This window comes from Mycobacterium sp., from assembly GCF_044342925.1.
Classification (GTDB): domain Bacteria; phylum Actinomycetota; class Actinomycetes; order Mycobacteriales; family Mycobacteriaceae; genus Mycobacterium.
In genome coordinates this window covers 1-23,326 of record NZ_JBIIOV010000012.1, presented here as the reverse complement: position 1 = coordinate 23,326, position 23,326 = coordinate 1, and the positions used below count along the sequence as shown (strand labels likewise).

The following is a 23,326-nucleotide window of genomic DNA, read 5'->3' as shown; positions in this document are numbered from 1 at the left end:
CGGCACCGTAGCAGAGCCCGGACGCCGACGACTTCGTTCGTAAACCGCCGGTCAGAGTGCTCGAGCCCGCGGCGCAGACGCCGCAACGTCTAGCCTGACCGGGTGAATCGAAGTTCTCGGATCGTCGCGCTCGCCGCACTGGTCAGCGTCGTTTTCGGCTGCAGCCGACCCGCCGAGAACGCGGTGCCGATGCCCGCGGGCAAGGCCGCCAGGGAGTTCGCCACCGCGTTGCGCAAGCGGGTCACCGCCGAGGCGATGATGGACCATCTGGCCCAGCTGCAGGACATCGCAAACGACCACGGCGGCACCCGGGCCGTCGGCACACCCGGCTACGACGCCAGTGTCGACTACGTGGTGAACGTGCTGCGCGGCAAGGGTTTCGATGTGCAGACCCCGGAGTTTCAGACCAAGGTCTTCAAACACGGTGACCCGGTCCTGACGGTCGGCGGCACCGACATCAAATCCGGTGTGCTGCAGTACAGCGGCGGCACGCCGGCCGACGGAATCCGTGGCCCGCTGGTCGCCGCGCCGGCCGAAGAGACGCCGGGCTGCGCGCCGTCGGACTACGACGGGTTGGCAGTAAAAGGTGCCGTTGTGCTGGTCGACCGGGGAAGCTGCCCGTTTTCGGAGAAACTGACAATCGTGGCGAAATTGGGTGCGGTGGCCCTGATAGTCGCTAACAATGACGACGAGGTGAACATGGGAGGAACGTTGGGCGAAAACTCGGCCGCCGCAATCCCCGTGGTCAGCGTGTCCAAGACCGACGGGGCAAAACTGCGTTCGACGCCCGGACTCACGACCATCAAGCTGGACGCCACCACCACGGCGCTCTCCGCCCGCAACGTCATCGCCCAAACCAAGACCGGTTCACCGCGGAACGTGGTGATGGTGGGCGGTCATCTCGACAGCGTCCCGGAGGGGCCCGGCATCAACGACAACGGCTCCGGAGTGGCCGCCTTGCTGGAGACGGCGGTGCAGCTCGGCAGCGAGCCCCCGGTGCGCAACGCTGTCCGCTTCGGCTTCTGGGGCGCGGAGGAAGTGGGGATCGTCGGCTCCAAGAAATACGTAGCCTCGCTGAACCTCGAACAACTCAAAGACATTGCGCTCTATCTGAATTTCGACATGCTGGGATCTCCGAACCCCGGTTACTTCACCTACGACGGCGACCAGTCGACCGGCCTGGACCCGGACGAGAGTCCGCCGCGGGTCCCTGAGGGTTCGGCCGGTATCGAGCGCACCTTCGTCGACTACTTGAAGGCCGCCGGCAAGACAGCCGAGGACACCTCCTTCGACGGCCGGTCGGACTACGACGGATTCACCAGGGCCGGTATCCCCGCAGGCGGGCTGTTCTCCGGCGCTGAGGAGGAGAAGAGCCCGCAGCAGGCTGTGCTGTGGGGCGGTGCTTCCAACAAGCCGTTCGACCCGAACTACCACAAGGACACCGACACCCTCGACCGCGTCGACCGCACTGCCCTGGACATCAACGGAGGCGGTGTGGCGTGGGCGGTCGGTGTGTACGCCACTGACTTTGACGGCCGCAACGGAATTCCTGCCCGGGAGGACCGCACCCGTCACGAAATCTCAGACCGATGAGGGAAAGGGGGCAACTCCGTGAAGCAACTCAGCGCCGACGCGGTTGCTAGTTCGGTAGCCAAGCAATTCACCCTCGACGCAATGGCACCGGGTCTGAAGCAGTTCCGCAACTACCCTCGGTCGCAACTGCGCGGAGACATCATGGGTGGCATCACGGTTGCCGCCTACCTGGTTCCCCAGGTGATGGCTTACGCCACCCTGGCCGGCGTTCCCGCGGTCAACGGCCTGTGGTGCGCGCTTCCGCCACTGGTCCTCTACGCCATCTTCGGAACCTCGCGGATGATGTCAGCCGGCCCGGAGTCGACTGTCGCGCTGATGACCGGTGTGGCGATCGCCCCCTTGGCAGGTGGCGATCCCGCGGTGTTCCTGTCTATGACGGCGATCCTGGCGATCATGGTCGGCATCGTGTGTCTGTTCGCCGGCGCGATCAGGCTGGGATTCCTAGCCGATCTGCTTTCCAAACCGGTGCTGGTCGGCTACATGGCCGGCTTGGCGATGATCATGATCTGCAGTCAGTTGGGCAAGCTGACCGGTGCACCGGTTAAAGGCGACGAGGTCATCCCTCAGATCAAATCGCTGATCAGTGTCAGCGATCAGATCCATCCGCCCACTCTGATTTTCTCCCTGGCTGTGCTGGCGGTCCTGCTCATCTTCGCCAAGATCATCCCCAAGCTGCCCGGGCCGCTGTTCGCCGTGCTGATGGCCACCGCGGCGGTCGCAATATTCGGTCTGGACAAGTACGGCCTCAAGGTGATCGGCGATGTCCAAGGCGGTCTGCCGCCGTTCGGCCTCTCGCACATCCAGATGCACGCTGACGACATCAATAACCTGGCGGCCGTAGCCGTCGGTATCGCGATCGTCGGTTTCGCCGACACCATCGCGACGGCGCGCTCCTTCGCGACCAAGGACGGCAGCAAGATCGACGGCAACGCCGAACTGCGGGCGATGGGCGTCTACAACATCGGTGCATCGTTGACGCAGGGCTTCCCGGTCAGCTCCAGCGCCAGCCGCACTGCGCTGGGCTTTATCGTCGGCGCCCGCACCCAGATGTACTCGCTGGTGGCGATGGTGTGCGTGATCGTGATCATGCTCACCGCGCACGGTCTGCTGTCGAAGTTCCCGGTCGCGGCACTCGGAGCGCTGGTCGTCTACGCCGGCCTGCGGCTGATCGAGATCCCCGAGTTCAAGCGGCTGTACCGGTTCCGCCGCAGTGAATTCCTCATCGCGATCCTCACCGTCATCGCGGTGCTGTTGCTGGGTGTTCTCTACGGCGTCATCGCCGCGGTCGGCATCTCGATCCTCGACCTGCTGCGTCGGGTGGCGCGGCCGCATGACGCCGTGCAAGGTTTCGTGCCCGGCCTCGCCGGCATGCACGACATCGAGGACTACGAGGATGCCGAGCTCGAGCCCGGGCTGCTGGTGTACCGCTACGACGCGCCGTTGTTCTTCGCCAACGCCGAGGACTTCCTCGACCGCGCGGTGGAGTCCGTCGACAAGCACCCGCATCAGGTGGAGTGGTTCATCCTCAACGCCGAAGCCAACGTCGACGTCGACCTCACCGGCCTGGATGCGATGGATCAACTGCGCCAGCAGTTGGAGAAACGCGGCATCCTGTTCGGTCTGGCCCGAGTAAAGGTGGATCTTCGCGACGAGCTCGTGGCGGCGGGCCTGCTGGACAAGATCGGGGAGCAGAACATCTTCCCGACGCTGCCCACCGCGGTGGAGGCCTACCGCAACCGCGCCACCGTGTAGACCGCCGCTCCGGCGGCGAGCACCGCTGCCCCGGCGACCACCGAGGCCAGTGGCAGACACGCGGCCACCACCAGGCAACCGGCCAGACCGACCACCGGAATGAGGTCGCGACCCGGCAGCGTCCATGCGGACGCGTTGGCGATCGCGTAGTAGACCAGGACTGCGAACGAGGAGAACCCGATCGCGGCGCGGACGTCGGCCAGGGCTGCCACCACCGCCACGATGACGCCGACCGTGACCTCCGCGCGGTGCGGCACCGCGAAGCGGGGGTGCACCACGGCCAGCGCCGACGGTAGGTGACCGTCGCGTGCCATGGCCAGGCCGGTGCGCGAGACACCGAGGATCAGCGACAACAGCGATCCCAGTGCGGCCACCGCCGCGCCGACCCGGACCACCGGTTCCAGCCAGCCGGCTCCGGCGGCCCGGACCGCGTCGGCAAGCGGTGCGGTCGAGGTACTCAGACCCGGACCGAGGATCGCCATCAGCGTGACGGCCAGCGTGGCGTACACCGCCAGGGTCACCGCCAGGGCCAGCCGGATCGCCCGCGGAATGGTGTGCGCCGGGTCGCGCACCTCCTCACCCAGCGTCGCGATACGCGCGTAGCCGGCGAAGGCGAAGAACAACAGCCCGGCTGCCTGCAGAATCCCGGCCGGTGTGCCGCCGATCAGGGTGACCCGTCCGAGATCGGCCCGGCCGCTCAGCGCGATCGCGGCGATCGCCCCGGCCAGCACCGCCAGCACGACGGCGACGATCACCCGGGTCAGCACCGCCGACTTCTGGATGCCGCGGTAGTTCACCGTGGTCAGCCCGGCCACCGCCGCGACCGCGACGGCGTGGGCGTGCGCCGGCCACACGTACAGCCCGACCGTCAGGGCCATCGCCGCGCACGACGCCATCTTCCCGACGACGAAACTCCAGCCCGCCAGGTAGCCCCAGAACTCACCGAGTCGTTCCCGGCCGTAGACGTAGGTGCCGCCGGACTGCGGGTACCGCGCGGCCAGTCGCGCCGAGGAGGTGGCGTTGCAGTAGGCGACGACGGCCGCCACGGCCAGCGCGAGCAGCAGACCCGGTCCGGCGGCCGCGGCGGCGGGCCCGAAGACGACGAAGACGCCGGCGCCGATCATCGAGCCCAGCCCGATCACCACGGCGTCGGTGGTGCCGAGGCGTCGCCGCAGTGGTGTTTGGTCAGCGCTGTTCATGGCGGCATCGTACGGAGGCCCTAACCGCAGCGGGCCGACGTCAGGAGCTTGTTCGACTCCTGCGCCGGCCCCGCCGAGTCCCCGACCCGGATAGCGTTGACATCCTCACCCCGCGAAAAAAGCGTAGTCGGTCAGCGGGAATTCTGAGGCCTGTCGGATCGCGGACTTCGTTGACACCGGGCGGAGCAGCGTCGCCTCGCCCTGGGGGTTGAAGTAGTACGAGTTCGACGTCGCGCAATTGCCGGCGACGAATACCGTGTCGCCGATCCGCTCGGTCATCGCGTCGAGGAAGCGGGAGTTGGCTTCCTCGGTGACTTCGAAGGTGTCGGCCCCGCGCCGCTGGATCTCGCCGAAAAGCCGCTCCATCAGCCGCATCTGGTACTCCATGGTGTTGAAGAAGTTCAAACCCAGGAAGGCGTACGGGCTGGCCAGGCTCAGATAGTTCGGGAAATACGGGACCGAAACACCCTGGTAGGCAGAGAATCTCGTGTCGCGCCACCACTTGCCGAGATTGCGTCCTTCGCGGCCGACGATCTCGATTGCGGGGAAGTTCGCCTCCCACAGGTCGAATCCGGTAGCCAGCACCAGGGTGTCGATGGTGGTCTTGGTGCCATCGTTGGCGACGATGCCGTCGACCTCGATGTGGTCGATTCCGCTGGTCTGCAGATGCACGTTGGGCTTAGTGAAGGTGCGGTACCACTTGTTGGAGAACGTCGGCCGCTTGCACCCCAGGTCGTAATCCGGTGTGAGTTTGCGACGTAACTCCGGGTCCCGGATCTGGGCGAACCGCAGCAACTTGGCCAGATCGGTGGCGCCGATGTTGAGCCGGCGGTACGGCTTCTGGCGGTGGTGCAGGCCGACGTAGATGAAGCCTTCGTAGATGGTGTCGGTGATGACCCGGATGGCGCGCTGCGCGATCGGCAGGCGGGCGAATAGACGCTTGGCCACGGACGGGAAGTGGATGTCGACCTTGGGCACTACCCAGATGGCGGTGCGCTGGAACACCGTGAGGTCGGCGGCCTTGTCGGCCAGTTCGGGAATGATCTGCACGCCGGTCGCGCCGGTGCCGATGATGCCGATCCGCTTTCCGGCCGCGTCGAAGGAGTCGTCCCATTCCGCGGTGTGGACGATCCGGCCCTCGAAGCTGTGGATGCCGGGAATCTCCGGGGTCTTCGGTTGGGACAGGAACCCGGTGGCGGTGATGAGGTACCGGGCGCTCAGGGTGGAGCCGTCGGCCAGGGCCACCAGCCAGAGGTTGGCCTCCTCGTCCCAGCGCGCGCCCTCGACAGTGGTGTTGAACCGCATGTGCCGCCGGACGTCGTACTTGTCGGCCACGTCGTTGGCGTACTGCAAGATCTCCGGGCCGGTGGAGAACAACCGCGACCAGTTCGGGTTGGGCTCGAAGAAGTAGGAGTAGGTGGTGGTGGGGACGTCGACGGTCAGGCCCGGGTAGTGGTTGACGTACCAGGTCCCGCCCAGGTCGTCCTCCCGGTCCAGGAGAACGATGTTGTCGAAGCCGAGGCGCTTGAGCTGGATGGCCGCGCCGATCCCGCCGAAACCGGCCCCGACGATGATCGCCTCGAAGTTCTGCTCGGTCATGATACCGACGGTACCGGATTCATTGGAACGGTCGAAAGCGCAGCGCCGCTTCGACGGCCAGTGTCGGGACATCGATGACCTTCGACCCCAAATCGTGGCGGGCGCCGGTCACTTCGACGATCTCCGTCGGCGCCGGGATGAGCGCCGCGGCGGACCGCAACTCGGCGATCGAGCCGAACGGGTCGGAGCTTCCATGGGTGAAGACGGTCGGCACGCTGATCGCCGGGAAGTGTTCGGTGCGCAGGCGCTCCGGCTTGCCGGGCGCGTGCAGGGGATAGGAGAACAGCGTCAGCCCCGCGACCGTGCCGGGCCGGCCGGCCGCCACCATCGACGTCATCCGGCCGCCGTAGGAATGCCCGCCGGCCAGCACCGGCCCGGCGCCCAGGCTGCCGGCCAGCGCGATCGCCTCGGCAACCCCGGCTTGATCGACGGATGATCCCGACGGCGGTCCCTTCGGGCGTCGCCTCCGGAACGGCAGGTTGTAGCGGATCGCCAGCCAGCCCTGCCGGGCCCACTGGTCGCAGATGCGGATCAGCAGCGGCGACTCACGGCTGCCGCCGGCGCCGTGGGTGAGCAGCACCACCCCCGCCGGGGAGCCGTCGGGTTCGTGCGCGATTCCGGCGATGCTCTCCAGCACGTCATCGAGCGCTGTCATGGTCGACATCGACGCGCGATCCGCCTTCGGCTTCTCGCTCGGTGTCGACGCGCGATCCGCCTTCGGCTTCTCGCTCGGTGTTGACGCGCGATCCGCCTTCGGCTTCTCGCTCGGTGTTGACGCGCGATCCGCCTTCGGCTTCTCGCTCGGTGTCGACGCGCGATCCGCCTTCGGCTTCTCGCTCATGCCTGCAGGCGGAACAGGGCCGACACCGGGCCGTGTCCGCCGCCCAACGGGTATGCCGCGCGCAGGCATTCGGTCACCCAGGTCTTGGCGAAGGCCACCGCTTCGGGCATCGCATATCCGTGGGCCAGCGCGCACGCGATGGCCGCCGCCAGGGTGTCTCCGGCGCCGTGGTCGTGGACCGTGTCGACGCGAGGGGCGTCGAAGCTATGGAAGTCGCTGCCGTCGTAGAGCAGGTCCGGGCTGTCCGGCGCCGAGCGCAGGTGGCCGCCCTTGACCAACGCCCACTGCGGGCCGAGGTCGTGCAGCGCTCTGGCGGCGTCGCGCTGGCTTGCGGCGTCGGTGACGTCGATGTCCACCAGCAGGCGCACTTCGTCGAGGTTCGGCGTGACCAGGCTGGCCAGTGGGAACAGCACGGTGCGCAGGGTCTCCAGCGCCGACGGATGCAGCAACGAGTCGCCGTGCATGGAGGCGCACACCGGGTCGACGACGAACGGTGTGGTGCCGGCCAGTCCGAGCGAGCGCCAGCTCTCTGCCACCGTCTCGATGATCTCGCTGGACGCCAGCATCCCTGTCTTGGCGGCCTGAACCCCGATATCGGTGGCGACGGCCGCGATCTGCCCGGCGATGATGTCCAGCGGAATCTCATGAAAGCCCCTGACGCCCAATGAGTTTTGCACCGTCACCGCTGTCACGGCGGCCAGCCCGTGCACGCCGAGCAGGGCGAAGGTGCGTAGGTCGGCCTGCAGGCCGGCGCCGCCGCCGGAGTCCGACCCGGCGATGGTCAGCACCCGCACCGGGGTCTGCCCGGCCGGAGTGAGTGGCAGAAAGGTGGTCACGTCATGCTCCCTACGTCGGCATTACCCGGTCAGGTTCGAACGGTCGACGGCCCGTTAGCCGTCCTCTCAGCGCCCTGGTGTGCGCTCCCGCTGTTGTGGACGGACTAACGCTAGCAGCGGGGATGCACGCAGGTAATCGCCTCGATGTTCAACGCCGGCCGCTACGCCCGCCAGCTGTCATCCGAGGCCGGGTAACTTTCCCCTGTGCTGCGTGTCGGAATCGTCGGTGCCGGAATCGCCGGACTTGCCTGTGCCCAGGGTCTGGCCGGGCGCGGTCACGACGTCGTGTTGTTCGACAAGGGCCGTGGGCCCGGCGGCCGGATGTCGACGCGCCGGCTGGACACATCGATGGGCACGGCGCACTTCGACCATGGCGCGCAGTACTTCACCGTGCGCGATCCCGGCTTCGAGTCACAGGTGACCGCCTGGATCGCCGACGGCGTGGTGGCGTCCTGGCCGGCCGCGGGGAGTGACGCCTATGTCGGTGTCCCCGCAATGAATTCGCCGGTCCGCGACCTGGCCGGCCGCCACCAGGTGCACTGGTCGACTTTGGTCACCGGGCTGGAGACGCGCGGCGACGGCTGGCGGCTCACAGTGGGCACCGGAGACGTCCACGACGTCGACCTGGTGGTGATCGCGGTGCCCGCCGAGCAAGCCGCCGCGCTGCTGGCCGACGCTGCCCCGGACCTGGCGGCCCGCGCCGGGGCCGCCGTCAGTGAGCCATGCTGGACGGTCATGCTGGCGTTCGCCGAACCCTTTGCGGTACAGCATGATTGCTGGCCGGTCGGCGGCCCGGACGACCGAATCGTGGGCTGGGCGGCGCGCAACAACGCCAAGCCGGGGCGGACCGGACCGGAGAGTTGGGTCGTGCAGGCCACGCCGGAGTGGTCGCGACGCCACATCGACGACGACCGCGACGACGTTGCCGCCGTCCTCACCGCCGCGCTGTCCGAAGAGTTGGGGGTGGAGTTGCCTGCCCGGATCGCCGCCGCCGGCCACCTGTGGCGCTTCGCCCGGTCGGCGCAGGGCGGTCCCGGGGCGATCCTGGACCGGGAACGTCGCCTGGGGCTGTGCGGCGATTGGCTGATCGGGCCGCGCGTGGAATCCGCCTGGCTCTCCGGGGCGAATCTGGCTGAGCTGGTCTAACGGATTTCGACGAACACCGGCGCGTGGTCGCTGGGGGAGCCGATCCGGTCCTTGCCGGTCTTACGTTCGTCGCGGGCGATCTCGGCGTGCACCACCCGGTCGGCGAGCGCCGGTGAGGCCAGGATGAAATCGATCCGCATCCCCTCGCGGCGCGGGAACCGCAGCCGGGTGTAGTCCCAGTAGGTGTAGACGTCGGGCCCGGGGGTGTACGGGCGAACCACGTCGGCGAAGGACTCCTCGATGGCCGCGAAGGCCGCCCGCTCCGGTGCGGTGACGTGGGTGCTGCCCTGAAACACCGCCATGTTCCAGACATCCTCGTCGCGTGGGGCGATGTTCCAGTCGCCCATCAGGGCGATCTGTGCCCGATCGTCGGCCGATACCCAAGACTGAGCGGAGTCACGAAGAGCGGCAAGCCATTCCAGCTTGTAGCGGTAGTGCGGATCAGCGACCGCTCGACCGTTGGGCACATACAGGCTCCAGACCCGAACGCCGGCGCAGGTGGCTCCCAGCGCGCGCGCCTCGTTCCGGCCGGCCCAGCTCGGTTGCCCGGGGAAGCCCACCTCGACGTCGTCGAACCCGACGCGGGAGGCGATCGCCACCCCGTTCCACTGGTCATGTCCGCAGTGCATCACCTCGTAGCCGGCGCCGAGGAACGTCATCGCCGGGAACTGGTCGTCGGCGCACTTGGTCTCCTGCATCGCCAGTACGTCGATGTCGGCGCGCTGCATCCAGTCGACGACGCGATCCACCCGGGTGCGGACGGAGTTGACGTTCCAGGTGCCGATGCGCAGACCCATGCCAGTGGCCCCCATGCCAGTGGCCTAGTGGCCGAAGGGATCCGGCTCTTCGCCCGGCATCCACGACAGTCCTGGTACGCCCCACTTGTGCGACTTCACCGCCCGTTTGGCGGCGCGGGCATGTCGGCCGATCAGGGTGTCGACGTACAGGAAACCGTCGAGGTGCCCGGTCTCGTGCTGCAACATCCGGGCGAACAGCCCGGTGCCCTCCAGCGTCACCGGGTTGCCGTCGGCGTCCAATCCGGTGACACGCGCCCATGTCGCCCGCCCGCACGGGAACGACTCGCCGGGCACTGACAGACACCCTTCGTCGTCGGTCTCCGGATCGGGCATGTTCTCGGGAATCTCCGAGGTCTCCAGTACTGGATTGATCACCACGCCGCGGCGGTAATTGGCGCTGCCCTTCTCGTCGGCGCAGTCGTAGACGAACAATCGCAGCCCGACGCCGATCTGATTGGCGGCCAGGCCGACCCCGTGGGCGGCGTCCATGGTTGCGAACATGTCCGTGATCAATTCCGTCAGGTCCGCCGGCAGGCTGCCGTCGGGCCCGACCGGCACGGGGGCGGTCGGTGTGTGCAGGACGGGGTCGCCGAGGATCACGATGGGTCGGACTGCCATGACCAGGAAGCTTAAAGAGTGGTCCGACGCGCGGGACCTGAAGGTGCCGGACCCATTGCCGCGGACGTGATTCAATTGCCCCCGAGCGGGACTAGAACCAACAAAAATGTCATTCGTTGAAAGGGTCCACGGATCGAATGGACGGCGCGACGGCACGGGCCGAGCGGGCGATTGACGACGCGGAATTACCTGATGGGCTGAGCCGTCGCGAGTACGACGTCCTCGCGTTCGAGCGCCAATGGTGGAAATACGCTGGCGCAAAGGAAGAAGCCATCAAAGAACTCTTCTCGATGTCGGCCACTCGCTACTACCAGGTCCTCAACGCACTGGTTGACCGGCCCGAGGCGCTTGCCGCCGACCCCATGCTGGTCAAGCGGCTGCGTCGATTGCGGGCCAGCCGGCAGAAGGCCCGCGCCGCACGACGACTGGGCTTCGAAATCCACTGAAAGGCGTGCCCGCGGGTCGGACCCGAACCCGGCCGCGGATACAGTGATCACGATGAACGAGCGCGTTCCCGATTCCTCCGGGCTGCCCCTGCGCGCCATGGTGATGGTGCTGTTGTTCCTCGGCGTGATCTTCCTGCTGGTTGGCTTCCAGGCGATGACCGCGGGAAATGACGCCTCCGAGGACACCTCAGCGGTAACTGCCACGACGACCACCACCAGGCCGCCCGCGCCCAAGTCCGACGTCCGCGTCTACAGCGTCGCCGGTGACGAGGCGGGTGCCACCCGGACCGCCGACCGGCTGCGCGAAGCAGGCTGGAACGTCACCGAGGCGACCACGATCAATGCGGCCGACGTGGTCGAGACGACGGTGTACTTCGGCACCGCTGAGGGTGAACAGGCGGCGGCCGACGCGGTCGGCAAGGTGCTTGAGGCGCCGGTCGCGGCGCGAATTCCCGACATCGCCGAACAGCCGCCGGGCGTGATTGTGTTGGTCACGGGTTAGGCTTTGCGCCATGGTCAAGTCATCCGGCCCGTTGTCCTTCGCCGCTTTGCTCGTCGCTCCGGTCGCTCTGCTGAGCGCCTGTTCGCCCGATGCGCCCATCGCGACACAGCCAGGCACCACCCCGGCGATCTGGACGGGTTCCCCCGCGCCGGCTTCGGCCGACGGCGAGCGCCACGGCGCGCCCGGCCACGAAGCACCCGGACCGGGTGCGCCGCCGGCGTCCCCGGCGGACACTCTCACCGCGGTGATCAATGGTCCGGACGGTACGCAGGTCGCCGCGGCCACCATCGAATTCAACGACAACGATGAGTTCGCCACAATCACCCTGCAGACCACCGCGCCGGGCAAGCTGACGCCCGGAGCGCACGGACTGCATATTCACGACGTGGGCAAGTGCGAGGTCAACTCGGTCGCACCCACCGGTGGCGCCCCGGGCGATTTCCTCTCCGCCGGCGGTCACTACGGCCAGGGGGCACACCCCAACCACGCGGGCGACCTGTCGTCGCTGCAGGTCCGCGGTGACGGGACCGCACTACTGGTCACCACCACCAACGCATTTGACAAAGCCGACCTGCTCGACGGAGATGGAACGGCATTCATCATCCATGCCGGCGCGGACAACTTCGCCAATATCCCCGGCGACCGGTACCGCCAGGCGGACGGCGCTCCAGCACCGGACGAAACCACCCTGGCCAACGGTGACAGCGGCAAGCGGGTGGCCTGTGGTGTTATCGGCGCCGGGTAGGCCCGGCTGATGCGCGATCCGCTCCGGCTTCCCGCACAGGACCGACGGTGACGGCCGGGCGGATCGACTTCAAGGGCTCACCGCGCCCGACCCTGGGTGTGGAGTGGGAATTCGCCCTCGTCGAAGCCCACACCCGCGACCTCAGCAACGAGGCTGCTTCGGTGATCGCCGGCATCGGGGAAAACCCGCACGTCCATAAGGAATTGCTGCGCAACACCATTGAGGTGGTCACCGGTGTGTGCGACACAGTCGGCGAGGCGATGGTCGATCTGCGCGGCTCGCTGGCCTCCATCGACGACGTCGTCCGCGACCGCGGAATGGAACTGTTCTGCGCCGGCACCCATCCGTTCGCCGAGTGGTCTTCCCAGAAGCTCACCGACGCACCGCGTTACGCCGAACTGATCAAGCGCACCCAGTGGTGGGGTCGGCAGATGCTGATCTGGGGTGTGCACGTTCACGTCGGCGTCTCATCGGCCCACAAGGTGATGCCGATCATCTCCTCGCTGCTCAATCAGTACCCCCATCTGTTGGCGCTGTCGGCCTCGTCGCCGTTCTGGGCCGGCGAGGACACCGGCTACGCCAGCAACCGCGCGATGATGTTCCAGCAGTTGCCGACGGCCGGGTTGCCTTTCCAGTTCGAGACGTGGCGGCAGTTCGAGTCGTTCGTGCACGACCAGAAGAAGACCGGCATCATCGACCAGGTCAACGAAATCCGCTGGGATATCAGGCCTTCGCCGGATCTGGGCACCGTCGAGGTGCGAATCTTCGACGGCGTCTCCAACCTGCGGGAGCTGTCCGCTCTGGTGGCGTTGACGCACTGTCTGATCGTCGATCTGGACCGTAGGCTGGAGGCCGGCGAGGAGTTGCCGGTGATGCCGCCGTGGCATGTCCAGGAGAACAAATGGCGGGCCGCCCGCTACGGCCTCGACGCGATCATCATCCTCGACGCCGACAGCAACGAACGGTTGGTCACCGAGGACCTCGACGAACTGCTGAACCGGTTGGAGCCGGTGGCCCGCTCGCTGCACTGCGCCGACGAGTTGGCCGCCGTTACCGAGATCCCCCGCCAGGGCGCCTCGTACCAGCGGCAGCGCCGGGTCGCCGAGGAGCATGACGGTGATCTGCGCGCGGTGGTGGACGCACTGGTCGGTGAACTCGATGTGTAAGGAGACACCGTGACTCGGCGCCGAACGGCCGTGGCACTGGCGCTGGTGGCGCTGGTGTCGGGCGGATGCAGCAGAGCGATCGAGGGCACCCCGATGGCCACTCCCGGGCAGGCCGGGATCGGCGCGGGTACCGCGGTGCTGGAAACCACGTGCGGGCAGTACGTCACCATGGGAAACGCGGATCGCCGGACGGTGATCGTCGCCATCGGTGAGGACGGAAACCGGCTTGTCGCACTGAATCCCGACGCCTGGGTCGACCTGGCGGCGGCGCTGTGCACGTTCGTCAAACCCGCCGCAGTGGTGCGCGACGTTCTTAAGGGAGCTGCGAGGTAAGCCGTGGACGCCCCCATGACCGGCACCGATCGTCCGATGTTTCCGCTGCAGTCGGCGTTGTTGCCCGGAGATACGCTGCCGCTGCGCATCTTCGAGCCGCGCTACGCCCGCCTGGTGCAAGACTGTCTGGCCGGACCCGAGCCGGCTTTCGGTGTGGTGATGATCAGCCGGGGCTGGGAGGTCGGCGGGGGCGACGCCCGCAGCGATGTCGGTGCGCTGGCACGCATCACCGACCACGCCGACCTGGGGATGGGCCAGTATGAATTGCTGGCGACGGTCGGTGAGCGCATCCGCGTGACGCAGTGGCTGCCTGACGACCCCTACCCCCGCGCCATCGTGGAAGTCTGGCCGGACCAGCCCGGTCCGCCGGTCGGTCCGGAGCGGCTCGGCGAAGTCGTGGACCGCATTCTCGCGCTGTATCACCGGGTGGCCGAAGCCCGCGGGCTGGAACTGCCGCCCGACGCGCTGGCCGTGAGCCCCGAGGTCGCCGACGACCCGGCCCGGCATCTCTACGCCCTGGCCGGGAAGGTGCCGATGGGGCAGGCCGACCGCTACGCCGTGCTGGCTGCGCCGACGCTTGCTGAGCGGGTCAATGCCCTGACCGACGCGATCGACACCGTCGCGGCGATGGTGGAGTTCCAGCTCTCCGAGGAATAGTCAGGGCACCACGGGTCCTCAGCGATCAGCGGCGAAGTCCCGCAACGACTCGATCTGCGCGGCATCCAGCGACGGCCGCACCGTTTCGCGGGCCTTGGCGAGGTCCTCGGCGGTGACGTCGGCGGCGTCGATGGATCGGCGCATCGCGGTCAGTGCAGATTCTCGCAGCAGCGCAACACAATCCGCGGCGCTGTACCCCTTCAGTTCGGCGGCGACGGCTTTGAGATCGACCCCTTTGCTCAGTGGCACCGACTTGGCTGCGGTCTTGAGGATCTCGTAGCGGGCGTCGGCGTCGGGCGGCTCCACGAACACCAGCCGCTCCAGCCGTCCCGGCCGCAGCAAGGCCGGATCGATCAGCTCCGGGCGGTTGGTGGCGCCCAGCACGACCACGTCGCGCAGTGGTTCGATGCCGTCCATTTCAGTCAGCAGGGCGGCCACCACCCGGTCGGTGACACCGGAGTCGTGGCTCTGGCCGCGCCGCGGCGCCAACGCGTCGATCTCATCGAGGAAGATCAGTGAGGGCGCGGAATCCCTTGCCCGGCGGAAGAGTTCGCGCACGGCCTTTTCCGAGGACCCGACCCATTTGTCCATCAGCTCGGCACCCTTGACCGCGTGCACACTGAGTCGGCCGGAACTGGCCAGCGCCCGCACCACGAATGTCTTGCCGACACCGGGCGGCCCGTAGAGCAGCACGCCCCGTGGCGGATCCACCCCGAGCCGGGCGAAGGTGTCCGGATGCTGCAGCGGCCACAGCACCGCCTCGGTGAGCGCCTGTTTGGTGGTGACCATGTCGCCGACGTCGTCGAGTGTCACCGAGCCGACCGAAAGCTCTTCGGTGTTGGACCGCGACAGCGGCCGGATGACGCTGAGTGCACCGGCGAGGTCCTCCTGGGTGAGCACCGGCGGCTTGCCGTCGTCACTGGCCCGGGCCGCGGCCCGCAGAGCGGCCTCCCGTACCAGTGCGGCCAGGTCGGCGCGGACGAATCCCGGTGTCCGGTCGGCGATTGCATCGAGTGCGAGATCTTCGGCGGGCACGTCGCGCAGCAGTACTTCCAGCAGTGCCTTGCGGGTGGCGCCGTCGGGCAGGCTCAAACCCAGTTCCCGGTCGCAGAGGTCCGGGGCGCGCAGCCGATGGTCCAGCGACTCGGGCTGCTGGGAGGTGACGATCAGGGCCACCCCCGGGGAAGCCACCGCCTTGCGCAGCTCGGCCAGGATCATCGTCGCGACGGGTTCGGGCGGTTCGGGCAGCAATGCGTCGATATCGGTGACCAACAGCACCCCGCCGCCGTTGATCACGTCGGCCACCGCCCGGGCGACGGCCTGTTGGCGTTCGGGTGCCGCCAGCGCCCCGGTGTCCGGGCCGTCGAGGCGCACCAGGCGGCGTCCGGCGCACACCGCACGCACCAGGCGGGCCTTGCCCACCCCGGCCGGGCCGGTGATGAGCACACCCAGATTCGGTTTGGCGCCAAGCTTTTCCAGCAGTTCGGGCTGGTCGAGAGCCAGTTTGAGCCACTCCGACAGCCGGCCGGCCTGGACGTGCTGACCTTTGAGGTCGTCGATGGTCACCGCGGGCTCGTCGGGCCACTCGACGGGCTGGCTCACCGTCGGTGTGGAACCGGTGGTGGCGGGACCGCCGGTGCCCCATGTCACCGAGGAATTCGGTTGCACGGAAACAGGTCCGGCCGGGTCGGTGCCGGTGACGGTCAGCAGTTCGGAGGTCCAGGTGATGCCCACCGAGGTGGCCAGCGCCGCACTGGCCTGCGAGGTGGAGGTTCCCGGGCCCAGATCGCGGGGGAGCAGGGAGACGGTGTCGCCCACGGTGAGCACCTTGCCGAGCAGCGCCTGGCGCAGCGTGGTCGAGGACACCGACCGGGTGGCCAGCGTCGAACCGCTCAGCGTCACCGAACGGGCGCCGAAGACCGTCGCCGGCGACACCACCACGGTGGCGTCCTCGCGCAGTCCGGCATTGGACAGCGTCACGTCGTCGAGCAACGCGGTGCCGGCCGGAGTCCCCGGCGGGGCCACCCCGACGACGGCCGAGGTGGTGCGGGAACCCACCAGCGACACCGCATCCCATTCGCGAAGTCCCAGCGCGGCGATGGCCTCCGGATGCAACCGCACCACGCCCCGGCGACTGTCCAGAGCGGCGGTGTTCAGCCGCGCAGTGAGCGTCAAGCCGGTGGTCGGGCCCTTCGGATCGGAAAAGGCTTGCGTCACTCAGCCTCCAGGCTTTCGTAGGCCCAGCCGTGCCGCCGATCCCGATCGCTGGTGCGGTTGCTGGGCGCGTCGGGTGGCCCGCCGAACGGCGCGGCGCTGCCGCGAGGTGTCCTCCCAGGTCTCCGGGTGATCCGCGGTCCAGCGCTGGGTGCGCACCGCGAACGGGATGTGGATCACGTACGCGGCGATGATGAGCAGGATCAGCAGGTACGGGAAGATCAACGACCCCGCGGCGACGATCGCCACACCGGCCAGCAGTGGCGCGGCCATGTTCGGGGAAACCTTGAAGGTGTGGATCTTTCGCATCGGGATGCGGCTGACCACCAGCAGCGACACCGCCACCATCCAAATGATCACCACGATCTCGGCACTCTCGGTCGACCACCACGGTCCCGGGAACTGCATCTTGGCAGCCAGCGGACCGATGGCGCCGATCGCGCCGGCCGGGGCCGGCATGCCGACGAAGTACTCCTTGGCGTAGGCCGGGACGTCGGCGTCCAGCAGGGCGTTGAAGCGAGCCAGGCGCAGCACGATGCACACCGCATACAGCAGCACGACGATCCACCCGACCCGGTTGTGCGAGAGCAACGTCGCGTAGACGATGAACGCCGGTGCCACACCGAAATTCACCGCGTCGGCCAGTGAGTCGATCTCCTCGCCCATCCGCGAGGTGGCGTTGAGCTGCCGGGCGACCCGGCCGTCGAGCGCGTCGAGGATGGCGGCCGCGGCCAGCAGCGCCATGGCTTCGGTGGGGCGGTTGTCGAGGGCGAACTTGACCGACGTCATGCCTAGGCAGATCGCCAGCACCGTCATGGCGCTCGGCAGAATCCGCCGATTGAGCGGGTTGACCCGCGGCCGGGGTTTGATCATGGCAACCGCGCCAGCACCGTCTCGCCGGCCAGGGCGCGCTGGCCGGTTTCGATGATGATCTCCGAGCCCGCCGGCAGGTAGGTGTCCAGTCGGGAGCCGTACCGGATCAACCCATAGGTGTCACCGATGGTGACGCGCTCGCCGCCGTGCAGATCGCAGACAATGCGGCGCGCGATCAGCCCGGCGATCTGTACGACCACGACGTCATGTCCTTCCGGCGTGCGGATCAGAACGCTGTTGCGCTCATTGTCCTCACTGGCCGCCGCCAATTCGGCGGAATGGAAACTCCCCGGACGGTGCGCCACGGCGACCACCTCGCCGCCGACCGGGATGCGTTGCACATGAGCGTCGAACAAGGACAGGAAGACGCTGATCCGCGGGACGGGTGTGGTGCCGAGACCCAGTTCCGCCGGTGGCGCCGCGTCCTCGATGAGGCAGACCAGCCCGTCGGCGGGGGAGACCACCAAGCCGGGCTTGGTGGGTGGTGTGCGGGTCGGGTGCCGGAAGAACCCGGCGTTCGCCGCGGCGGCAGCCAGGCCCACCGAGCGCAACCAGGGGCGATTGCGGCCGAGCGCCGCCGCCGCCACACCGGCGGCGATGAACGGGAATCCGGCGTGGTGCACGGGCGGAACCGAGGTGCGGACGAGAGCAGCCAGCCGCTGCGGGCCGGACTGCAGTTCGGTATCGGGGCGTCTGGCCATCGAGGTCAGTCTAGTTGGCCACCCGGTGGTCTACGGGGACAAGTCCCAGATGCTCACCTGATCGCCGGCACCGATCGACGTGACGTCCGCACCGATATCGAGCAGGCAGTTGGCCGTCGCCAGCCAGCGCAGATGATGGGAGGCCGGCGGTCCGTAACTGGTCACGGTGCCGGCGTCGGCGTCATAAACCCCGCGACGGAACTGCCGCTTTCCCGGCGGCGACGTGATCGCCTCGGCCAGCACCGCGCTGTGGCGCGGCCGCTGCGGCTCGGGCATGCCCATCGCCGCCCGGAGCACCGGGCGGAGAAACACCTCGAAGGAGACCAGCGCGCTGACCGGATTGCCGGGCAGCGTCACGATCGCCCGGCCGTCCGGCAGCCTGCCGGCGCCCTGCGGCATCCCCGGCTGCATCGCCACTTTGACGAATTCGACCCCATCGTCGGGAAAGGCGTCCTTGACCACCTCGTAGGCGCCGGCGCTGACCCCGCCGGTGGTGATCACCAGATCGCAGTCCCCGGCGTACCCGTCGAGCAGCGCGCGGAACTGCCCGACGTCGTCACCGCAGGTCAGCACTCCCGCTAACTCGGCGCCGGCATCGCGCACCGCGGCGGCGAGCATGACGCCGTTGGACTCGTAGATCTGCCCCGGCTGCAGGTCCGACCCGGGCGGTACCAACTCTGAGCCGGTCGACATCACCAGCACCCGCTGGCGGGGGATGACGTTCAGGGCGGCCAGCCCCAATGCGGCGGCCAGTCCCAGCGCTGCGGGGGTGATCACCTGTCCGGCCTGCAGCACGGTGGTTCCGGCGGTGACATCCTCGCCGGCCCGGCGGATGTGCTGGCCGGGCCGGGCCTGTGAGCGGATCTCGACGGTGCGCAGGCCGGCGTCGGTGAGCTCTACCGGCACCACCGCCGTCGCTCCGTCGGGCAGTGGCGCACCGGTCATGATCCGGTGCGCGGTCCCGGGCGACAGTGTCAGCCGGTCGGTGCGCCCGGCCGGAATGTCCTGGGCCACCGGCAGAGTCACCGGTTTATGCGTGTCAGCGCCGGCGACATCGTCGGCGCGCACGGCGTAGCCGTCCATGGCGGAGTTGTCGAACACCGGTAGCGACATCCTGGCCGTGACGTCATCGGCCAGCACCAGGCCGAGGGCGTCGGCCGGCGCGACGGTCACCGGCGGCCGGGCCCGGATCAGTTCGGCGACGACGCGCTGATGTTCCTCGACGCTGCGCATCTCCCGCTACACCGGGTAGGTGACGCCGGTCAGCTCCTCGGACACCTTCCACAGCCGCTCCTGCAGCGCGACGTCGCGGGCCTGCTTGCTCGATATCGCCAAGACCGGGTAGCCGCGCATTTCCCGGAACCCGTCCGGACCCCAGTACTGGCCACCCGTGACCGCCGGGTCGGTGGCCGCCCGCAGGGTGGGCAGGGCGCCCATTTCGGCGGTGTTGAGCAGCTTGCCGGAGATCCAGTTCACCCCGGGTAGGCTCGCGCCGGGGATGTGCCGGGCCAGCTCAGTCGCGGCGACACCCGGATGGGCTGCGACCGCAACGGTTTTCGCGTTCGCGGCGGCCAGTCGCCGCTGCAGGTCGAAGGCGAACATCAGGTTGGCGAGCTTGGACTGGCCGTAGGCGGCGGCCCGGTCGTACCTGCGTTTCTCCCACTGAAGGTCGTCGAAATCGATCTTCGCCCTGATGTTGTGGGCGATGCTGGCCACCACGACGACCCGGGACCGGTCCACCTCGAGCAGGTTGGGCAGCAGCAGGCCGGTGAGCGCGAAGTGGCCGAGATGGTTTGTGCCGAACTGCAATTCAAAGCCGTCGGCGGTCCTCGACTTCGGCGGGTACATCACGCCGGCGTTGTTGATCAGCAAGTCGACGCGCGGATACGCCGCGGCCATCGCGGCGGCGGCTTCGCGCACCGACGCCAGCGAACCCAGGTCGAGTTTCTGCACACTGACCTTGGCGCCGGGCGTCAACTGACGGATCCGAGCCGCTGCGGACTCACCTTTGGCGGTGTCGCGGACCGCCATCACCACCTGCGCACCCCGGGCCGCCAGCACCCGGGCGGTGTCGTAGCCCAGGCCGGTGTTCGAGCCGGTGACGATCGCCAGCCGGTCGCTCTGATCCGGAACGTCTTTCTCAGTCCATGCCATGCCTTAGAAGATACGGGGCGCGCGTCCGCGCGGTGGAGGAGCGAGACTGTTGGGCCTACCCTCACGTGCATGGCTGTCGGCGGAGTGCTCTTCGATATCGACGGTGTGTTGGTCACCTCTTGGCAGGCGATTCCCGGTGCTCCCGAGGCGCTGAGGTTGCTGGCGGACCGCCAGATCGCCTGCGCGTATCTGACCAATACCACCACCCGCACCCGCGCCGAGATCGCCGAGGCGATGGCATCGGCCGGGATGCCCGTACGTCCCGACGAGGTCATCACCGCAGCCGTGCTGACCGCCGATTATGTGCGGTCCCACTACCCGGGGGCGCACTGCGTGCTGGTCAACAACGGCGACGTCACCGAGGACATGCCGGGAGTGGACATCGTCGACATCGACGACGTGCGGGACGCCCCCGACGTGGTGATCCTTGGCGGCGCCGGCCCGGAGTTCAGCCATCTGACATTGAGCCGGGTCTTTGAGTGGATGACGCGCGACGTGCCCGTGGTCGCCATGCACCGCAGCACCGCCTGGCAGACCACCGACGGCCTGCGGGTGGACACCGGGTTGTACCTGATCGGACTGGAGGAGGCGTCCGGTCGCAAGGCGATCGCGGTCGGCAAGCCGGCCCCGGCCGGTTTCCAGGTGGCCGCCGCCCGGCTCGGTGTCGACCCTGACGAGATGTTCATGATCGGTGACGACCTGCACAACGATGTCCTGGCCGCCCAGGTGGTCGGCATGACCGGCGTGCTGGTGCGTACCGGGAAATTCCGTCAGGACCTGCTGGACCGTTGGGCCGCAGACGAATTCGCCATGCAGCCCAACTACGTCATCGACTCGGTGGCCGATCTGCCCGCCTTGCTCTCCTGACGGCCTAAGTCGGTAGCGAGCGGACGGCCTCGATCCGCGCCTGCAACTGGTCGGCGTTGGCCGCGGCCACCGGGGGACCGCCGCAGATCCGGCGCAGTTCGTTGTGGATCCAGCCGTGAGTCCGCCCGGTCCGATGGTGCGTCGCGGCGACCAGCGCGTTGAGCTCCCGGCGCAGTTCGCGCAGTCGCCCGTGCGTGGTTCGGGGCGCCGCGTCGACACCGGCGGCGGTGCGGGTGGCCAGCTGCTCCTCCTGCCGGCGGCGCAGCAGGTCGCGCATCTGGTCGGGCTCCAGCAGGCCCGGGATACCGAGGTAGTCGGCCTCTTCGTCGCTGCCCGCCGGAGTGGCGGTGCCGAACGACGCGCCGTCGAAGATCACCTGGTCCAATTCGGCGTCGGCGCCTAGGTATTCGATCTTCTGCTCCTGGTCGCCCGGTTCGTCGCGCTTCTGCGCGGCCAACTCGGCATCCAGCGGATCCTCCAGCAGCTCCCGGTGCGGCTTGCCCAGAACGTGATTGCGTTGCGCCTCCATCTCGCTGGCGAGCAAGAGCAGATTGGGTACCGATGGCAAGAAGATGCAGGCGGTCTCACCCGGGCGGCGGGAGCGGACGAACCGGCCGATGGCTTGGGCGAAGAACAGCGGCGTCGAAGCGCTGGTGGCATAGACGCCGACCGCAAGCCGGGGTACGTCGACACCCTCAGACACCATCCGCACGGCTACCAGCCATCGCGAGGTGTCCTCGCCGAACGCGGCGATCCGGTCCGAGGCGCCGTTGTCGTCGGACAACACCACGGTGGGCGTCTCGCCGGTGATCTTCTCAAGAAGTTTGGCGTACGCGCGCGCGGCGGTCTGGTCGGAGGCGATGATCATGCCCCCGGCGTCGGGCACGTGCTGACGCAGGCCACGCAAGCGGGTGTCGGCAGCGGCGATCACCGCGGGCATCCAATCGCCGGCCGGGTTCAGCGCGGTTTTCCAGGCGCGCGCGGTCTGCTCGGCGGTCAATGGTTCGCCTAGGCGGGCCGCGTGTTCCTCGCCCACGCTGTCGCGCCACCGTGCCTCGCCGGAATAGGCCATGAACAGCACCGGCCGGACCACCCCGTCGGTGAGTGCGTCGGAGTAGCCGTAGGTGTGGTCGGCTTTGGATCGGGCGAAGCCGTCCGGTCCCATTTCGTAGGTGACGAAGGGGATGGCGCTGTCGTCGCTGCGGAACGGGGTTCCGGTTAATGCGAGGCGTCGCGTTGCATCATCAAAGGCCTCCCGGATGGCGTCCCCCCAGGTCTTGGCGTCGCCACCGTGGTGGATCTCGTCGAAGACGACGAGGGTCTTGCGGTTCTCGGTGCGCACCCGGTGCCGGGTCGGATGGCTGGCCACCTGGGCGTAGGTCACCACGACGCCGTGGTAGTCGTCGGATGTCTGGGAGTTGGAGTTGGAGAACCTGGGGTCCAGCGCTATGCCGACCCGGGCGGCGGCCTGCGCCCACTGAATCTTCAGATGTTCGGTGGGGACAACGATCGTGACCGTCTCGACGGTGCCTTCGGCCAGCAGTTCGGCGACGATACGCAGCGCAAACGTCGTCTTTCCGGCGCCAGGGGTTGCGACCGCAAGGAAGTCTCGTGGTTTGGCGGCAAGGTATTTGACCAGCGCACGCCGTTGCCAGCCCCGCAATGACCCGGGCGCCTCGACTGCCCGCACCCAGGCCTCCCTTCCGACCGAAGCGACTTTAATGCACGGCGGAGGGCCGCAACGATTCGTGCGGGTGAACGATTCCGCGCGTCCGCCCCGGGCGAACTCTTCTTGCACTCGGCATGACCGAGTGCTAAAAATGACGTTGGCACTCACGACCGGTGAGTGCTAGGTCGGGACGGTGAGACTTCAAGCCCTGACAGCTGGAGTCGTCCGTCGCGGGCACTGCGTCCGACCGAGAACGTGTCATTCCCCAACCGGAGGATTCACACCGCAATGTCCAAGATTATTGCGTACGACGAAGAGGCCCGCCGCGGCCTCGAGCGGGGCCTCAACGCCCTCGCCGACGCGGTCAAGGTCACACTCGGCCCCAAGGGCCGCAACGTCGTCCTGGAGAAGAAGTGGGGCGCCCCCACGATTACCAACGATGGTGTGTCCATCGCCAAGGAGATCGAGCTCGAGGACCCGTACGAGAAGATCGGCGCCGAGCTGGTCAAGGAAGTCGCCAAGAAGACCGACGACGTCGCCGGCGACGGCACCACCACCGCAACCGTCCTGGCCCAGGCTCTGGTCCGCGAAGGTCTGCGCAACGTGGCCGCCGGCGCC

At 68.2% G+C, this 23,326-nt stretch carries 23 protein-coding genes; 11 read left to right on the top strand and 12 right to left on the bottom strand.

Going from position 1 to position 23,326, the window contains the following annotated elements:
* The first annotated feature begins 102 nt into the window (after positions 1-102).
* Positions 103-1,593 (top strand): M28 family metallopeptidase, encoded by a 1,491-nt coding sequence (locus ADBZ6I_RS02680; protein ID WP_526380595.1) that lies wholly within the window; start codon positions 103-105, stop codon positions 1,591-1,593.
* An 81-nt stretch (positions 1,594-1,674) separates the two neighbouring features.
* The gene (gene sulP / locus ADBZ6I_RS02675) at positions 1,675-3,345 is read left to right on the top strand and encodes a sulfate permease (RefSeq protein WP_526380593.1); all 1,671 of its coding nucleotides are present in this window, start codon (positions 1,675-1,677) and stop codon (positions 3,343-3,345) included.
* Here sulP and ADBZ6I_RS02670 read toward each other — a convergent pair.
* From ADBZ6I_RS02670 to thiD, 4 genes are all read right to left on the bottom strand, one after another.
* Positions 3,321-4,544 carry an amino acid permease gene (locus ADBZ6I_RS02670; protein WP_526380591.1) on the bottom strand — a complete coding sequence of 408 codons (1,224 nt, stop codon included), beginning with the start codon at positions 4,542-4,544 and terminating at the stop codon, positions 3,321-3,323. The two genes, sulP and ADBZ6I_RS02670, sit on opposite strands and share 25 nt — an antisense overlap.
* Before the next feature lie 105 nt (positions 4,545-4,649).
* Positions 4,650-6,143, bottom strand: a complete 1,494-nt coding sequence (locus ADBZ6I_RS02665; protein WP_526380589.1) for a flavin-containing monooxygenase — start codon at positions 6,141-6,143, stop codon at positions 4,650-4,652.
* A 19-nt stretch (positions 6,144-6,162) separates the two neighbouring features.
* On the bottom strand, positions 6,163-6,798 hold the full coding sequence (locus ADBZ6I_RS02660; protein ID WP_526380587.1) for an alpha/beta hydrolase family protein: 636 nt from the start codon (positions 6,796-6,798) through the stop codon (positions 6,163-6,165).
* Between the two features lie 182 nt (positions 6,799-6,980).
* Complete coding sequence (gene thiD, locus ADBZ6I_RS02655) at positions 6,981-7,820, bottom strand: bifunctional hydroxymethylpyrimidine kinase/phosphomethylpyrimidine kinase (RefSeq protein ID WP_526380585.1); 840 nt, start codon at positions 7,818-7,820, stop codon at positions 6,981-6,983.
* Between the two features lie 204 nt (positions 7,821-8,024).
* Between thiD and ADBZ6I_RS02650 the strand changes: the two genes are divergently transcribed.
* Complete coding sequence (locus tag ADBZ6I_RS02650) at positions 8,025-8,966, top strand: NAD(P)/FAD-dependent oxidoreductase (protein ID WP_526380583.1); 942 nt, start codon at positions 8,025-8,027, stop codon at positions 8,964-8,966.
* Here ADBZ6I_RS02650 and ADBZ6I_RS02645 read toward each other — a convergent pair.
* Both ADBZ6I_RS02645 and ADBZ6I_RS02640 read right to left on the bottom strand, forming a co-directional pair.
* Positions 8,963-9,757, bottom strand: coding sequence for an exodeoxyribonuclease III (locus ADBZ6I_RS02645; protein WP_526380613.1), 795 nt, complete (start codon positions 9,755-9,757; stop codon positions 8,963-8,965). The two genes, ADBZ6I_RS02650 and ADBZ6I_RS02645, sit on opposite strands and share 4 nt — an antisense overlap.
* Positions 9,758-9,787: 30 nt before the next feature.
* A complete protein-coding gene (locus ADBZ6I_RS02640; RefSeq protein WP_526380581.1) occupies positions 9,788-10,381 on the bottom strand; it encodes a peptide deformylase in 594 nt (197 codons plus the stop codon).
* A gap of 137 nt (positions 10,382-10,518) precedes the next feature.
* On the opposite strand from ADBZ6I_RS02640, the gene napA reads away from it, so the two are divergent.
* From napA to ADBZ6I_RS02610, 6 genes are read left to right on the top strand one after another with little or no spacing between them, the layout of a single operon-like run.
* Positions 10,519-10,827, top strand: coding sequence for a nucleoid-associated protein NapA (gene napA, locus ADBZ6I_RS02635; protein ID WP_526380579.1), 309 nt, complete (start codon positions 10,519-10,521; stop codon positions 10,825-10,827).
* A 52-nt stretch (positions 10,828-10,879) separates the two neighbouring features.
* On the top strand, positions 10,880-11,329 hold the full coding sequence (locus ADBZ6I_RS02630; RefSeq protein ID WP_526380577.1) for a LytR C-terminal domain-containing protein: 450 nt from the start codon (positions 10,880-10,882) through the stop codon (positions 11,327-11,329).
* 10 nt (positions 11,330-11,339) lie between these two features.
* Positions 11,340-12,074, top strand: coding sequence for a superoxide dismutase[Cu-Zn] (gene sodC, locus ADBZ6I_RS02625; RefSeq protein ID WP_526380575.1), 735 nt, complete (start codon positions 11,340-11,342; stop codon positions 12,072-12,074).
* Positions 12,075-12,121: 47 nt separating this feature from the next.
* A complete protein-coding gene (locus tag ADBZ6I_RS02620) occupies positions 12,122-13,240 on the top strand; it encodes a glutamate--cysteine ligase (protein WP_526380573.1) in 1,119 nt (372 codons plus the stop codon).
* A gap of 9 nt (positions 13,241-13,249) precedes the next feature.
* Positions 13,250-13,573 (top strand): hypothetical protein, encoded by a 324-nt coding sequence (locus ADBZ6I_RS02615; RefSeq protein WP_526380571.1) that lies wholly within the window; start codon positions 13,250-13,252, stop codon positions 13,571-13,573.
* Positions 13,574-13,609: 36 nt separating this feature from the next.
* On the top strand, positions 13,610-14,230 hold the full coding sequence (locus ADBZ6I_RS02610; protein WP_526380611.1) for an LON peptidase substrate-binding domain-containing protein: 621 nt from the start codon (positions 13,610-13,612) through the stop codon (positions 14,228-14,230).
* Between the two features lie 18 nt (positions 14,231-14,248).
* On the opposite strand, the gene ADBZ6I_RS02605 is transcribed toward ADBZ6I_RS02610, so the two are convergent.
* From ADBZ6I_RS02605 to ADBZ6I_RS02585, 5 genes are read right to left on the bottom strand one after another with little or no spacing between them, the layout of a single operon-like run.
* Positions 14,249-16,447 (bottom strand): AAA family ATPase, encoded by a 2,199-nt coding sequence (locus ADBZ6I_RS02605; protein ID WP_526380569.1) that lies wholly within the window; start codon positions 16,445-16,447, stop codon positions 14,249-14,251.
* Complete coding sequence (gene pssA / locus ADBZ6I_RS02600; protein WP_526380567.1) at positions 16,448-17,317, bottom strand: CDP-diacylglycerol--serine O-phosphatidyltransferase; 870 nt, start codon at positions 17,315-17,317, stop codon at positions 16,448-16,450.
* On the bottom strand, positions 17,314-18,018 hold the full coding sequence (locus ADBZ6I_RS02595) for a phosphatidylserine decarboxylase (protein WP_526380565.1): 705 nt from the start codon (positions 18,016-18,018) through the stop codon (positions 17,314-17,316). The genes pssA and ADBZ6I_RS02595 overlap by 4 nt, the downstream gene beginning before the upstream one ends.
* A gap of 30 nt (positions 18,019-18,048) precedes the next feature.
* Positions 18,049-19,251 (bottom strand): molybdopterin molybdotransferase MoeA, encoded by a 1,203-nt coding sequence (gene moeA, locus ADBZ6I_RS02590; RefSeq protein ID WP_526380563.1) that lies wholly within the window; start codon positions 19,249-19,251, stop codon positions 18,049-18,051.
* 6 nt (positions 19,252-19,257) lie between these two features.
* On the bottom strand, positions 19,258-20,172 hold the full coding sequence (locus tag ADBZ6I_RS02585) for an SDR family oxidoreductase (RefSeq protein WP_526380561.1): 915 nt from the start codon (positions 20,170-20,172) through the stop codon (positions 19,258-19,260).
* A gap of 69 nt (positions 20,173-20,241) precedes the next feature.
* Between ADBZ6I_RS02585 and ADBZ6I_RS02580 the strand changes: the two genes are divergently transcribed.
* Positions 20,242-21,039, top strand: coding sequence for an HAD-IIA family hydrolase (locus ADBZ6I_RS02580; protein WP_526380559.1), 798 nt, complete (start codon positions 20,242-20,244; stop codon positions 21,037-21,039).
* 4 nt (positions 21,040-21,043) lie between these two features.
* On the opposite strand, the gene ADBZ6I_RS02575 is transcribed toward ADBZ6I_RS02580, so the two are convergent.
* Positions 21,044-22,729 carry a DEAD/DEAH box helicase gene (locus ADBZ6I_RS02575; protein WP_526380557.1) on the bottom strand — a complete coding sequence of 562 codons (1,686 nt, stop codon included), beginning with the start codon at positions 22,727-22,729 and terminating at the stop codon, positions 21,044-21,046.
* A 267-nt stretch (positions 22,730-22,996) separates the two neighbouring features.
* On the opposite strand from ADBZ6I_RS02575, the gene ADBZ6I_RS02570 reads away from it, so the two are divergent.
* On the top strand, positions 22,997-23,326 hold a 330-nt coding region (locus ADBZ6I_RS02570; protein ID WP_526380555.1), incomplete at its 3' end, for a TCP-1/cpn60 chaperonin family protein.

Bases quoted from the DNA above. Each gene is read 5' to 3' on its own strand.
- ADBZ6I_RS02610 (WP_526380611.1), top strand. From the start codon at position 13,610: ATGTTTCCGCTGCAGTCGGCGTTGTTGCCCGGAGATACGCTGCCGCTG.
- pssA (WP_526380567.1), bottom strand. From the start codon at position 17,317: ATGATCAAACCCCGGCCGCGGGTCAACCCGCTCAATCGGCGGATTCTG.
- ADBZ6I_RS02630 (WP_526380577.1), top strand. From the start codon at position 10,880: ATGAACGAGCGCGTTCCCGATTCCTCCGGGCTGCCCCTGCGCGCCATG.
- sulP (WP_526380593.1), top strand. From the start codon at position 1,675: ATGGCACCGGGTCTGAAGCAGTTCCGCAACTACCCTCGGTCGCAACTG.
- ADBZ6I_RS02670 (WP_526380591.1), bottom strand. From the start codon at position 4,544: ATGAACAGCGCTGACCAAACACCACTGCGGCGACGCCTCGGCACCACC.
- napA (WP_526380579.1), top strand. From the start codon at position 10,519: ATGGACGGCGCGACGGCACGGGCCGAGCGGGCGATTGACGACGCGGAA.
- ADBZ6I_RS02595 (WP_526380565.1), bottom strand. From the start codon at position 18,018: ATGGCCAGACGCCCCGATACCGAACTGCAGTCCGGCCCGCAGCGGCTG.
- ADBZ6I_RS02585 (WP_526380561.1), bottom strand. From the start codon at position 20,172: ATGGCATGGACTGAGAAAGACGTTCCGGATCAGAGCGACCGGCTGGCG.
- sodC (WP_526380575.1), top strand. From the start codon at position 11,340: ATGGTCAAGTCATCCGGCCCGTTGTCCTTCGCCGCTTTGCTCGTCGCT.
- ADBZ6I_RS02665 (WP_526380589.1), bottom strand. From the start codon at position 6,143: ATGACCGAGCAGAACTTCGAGGCGATCATCGTCGGGGCCGGTTTCGGC.
- ADBZ6I_RS02660 (WP_526380587.1), bottom strand. From the start codon at position 6,798: ATGACAGCGCTCGATGACGTGCTGGAGAGCATCGCCGGAATCGCGCAC.
- ADBZ6I_RS02580 (WP_526380559.1), top strand. From the start codon at position 20,242: ATGGCTGTCGGCGGAGTGCTCTTCGATATCGACGGTGTGTTGGTCACC.
- moeA (WP_526380563.1), bottom strand. From the start codon at position 19,251: ATGCGCAGCGTCGAGGAACATCAGCGCGTCGTCGCCGAACTGATCCGG.
- ADBZ6I_RS02640 (WP_526380581.1), bottom strand. From the start codon at position 10,381: ATGGCAGTCCGACCCATCGTGATCCTCGGCGACCCCGTCCTGCACACA.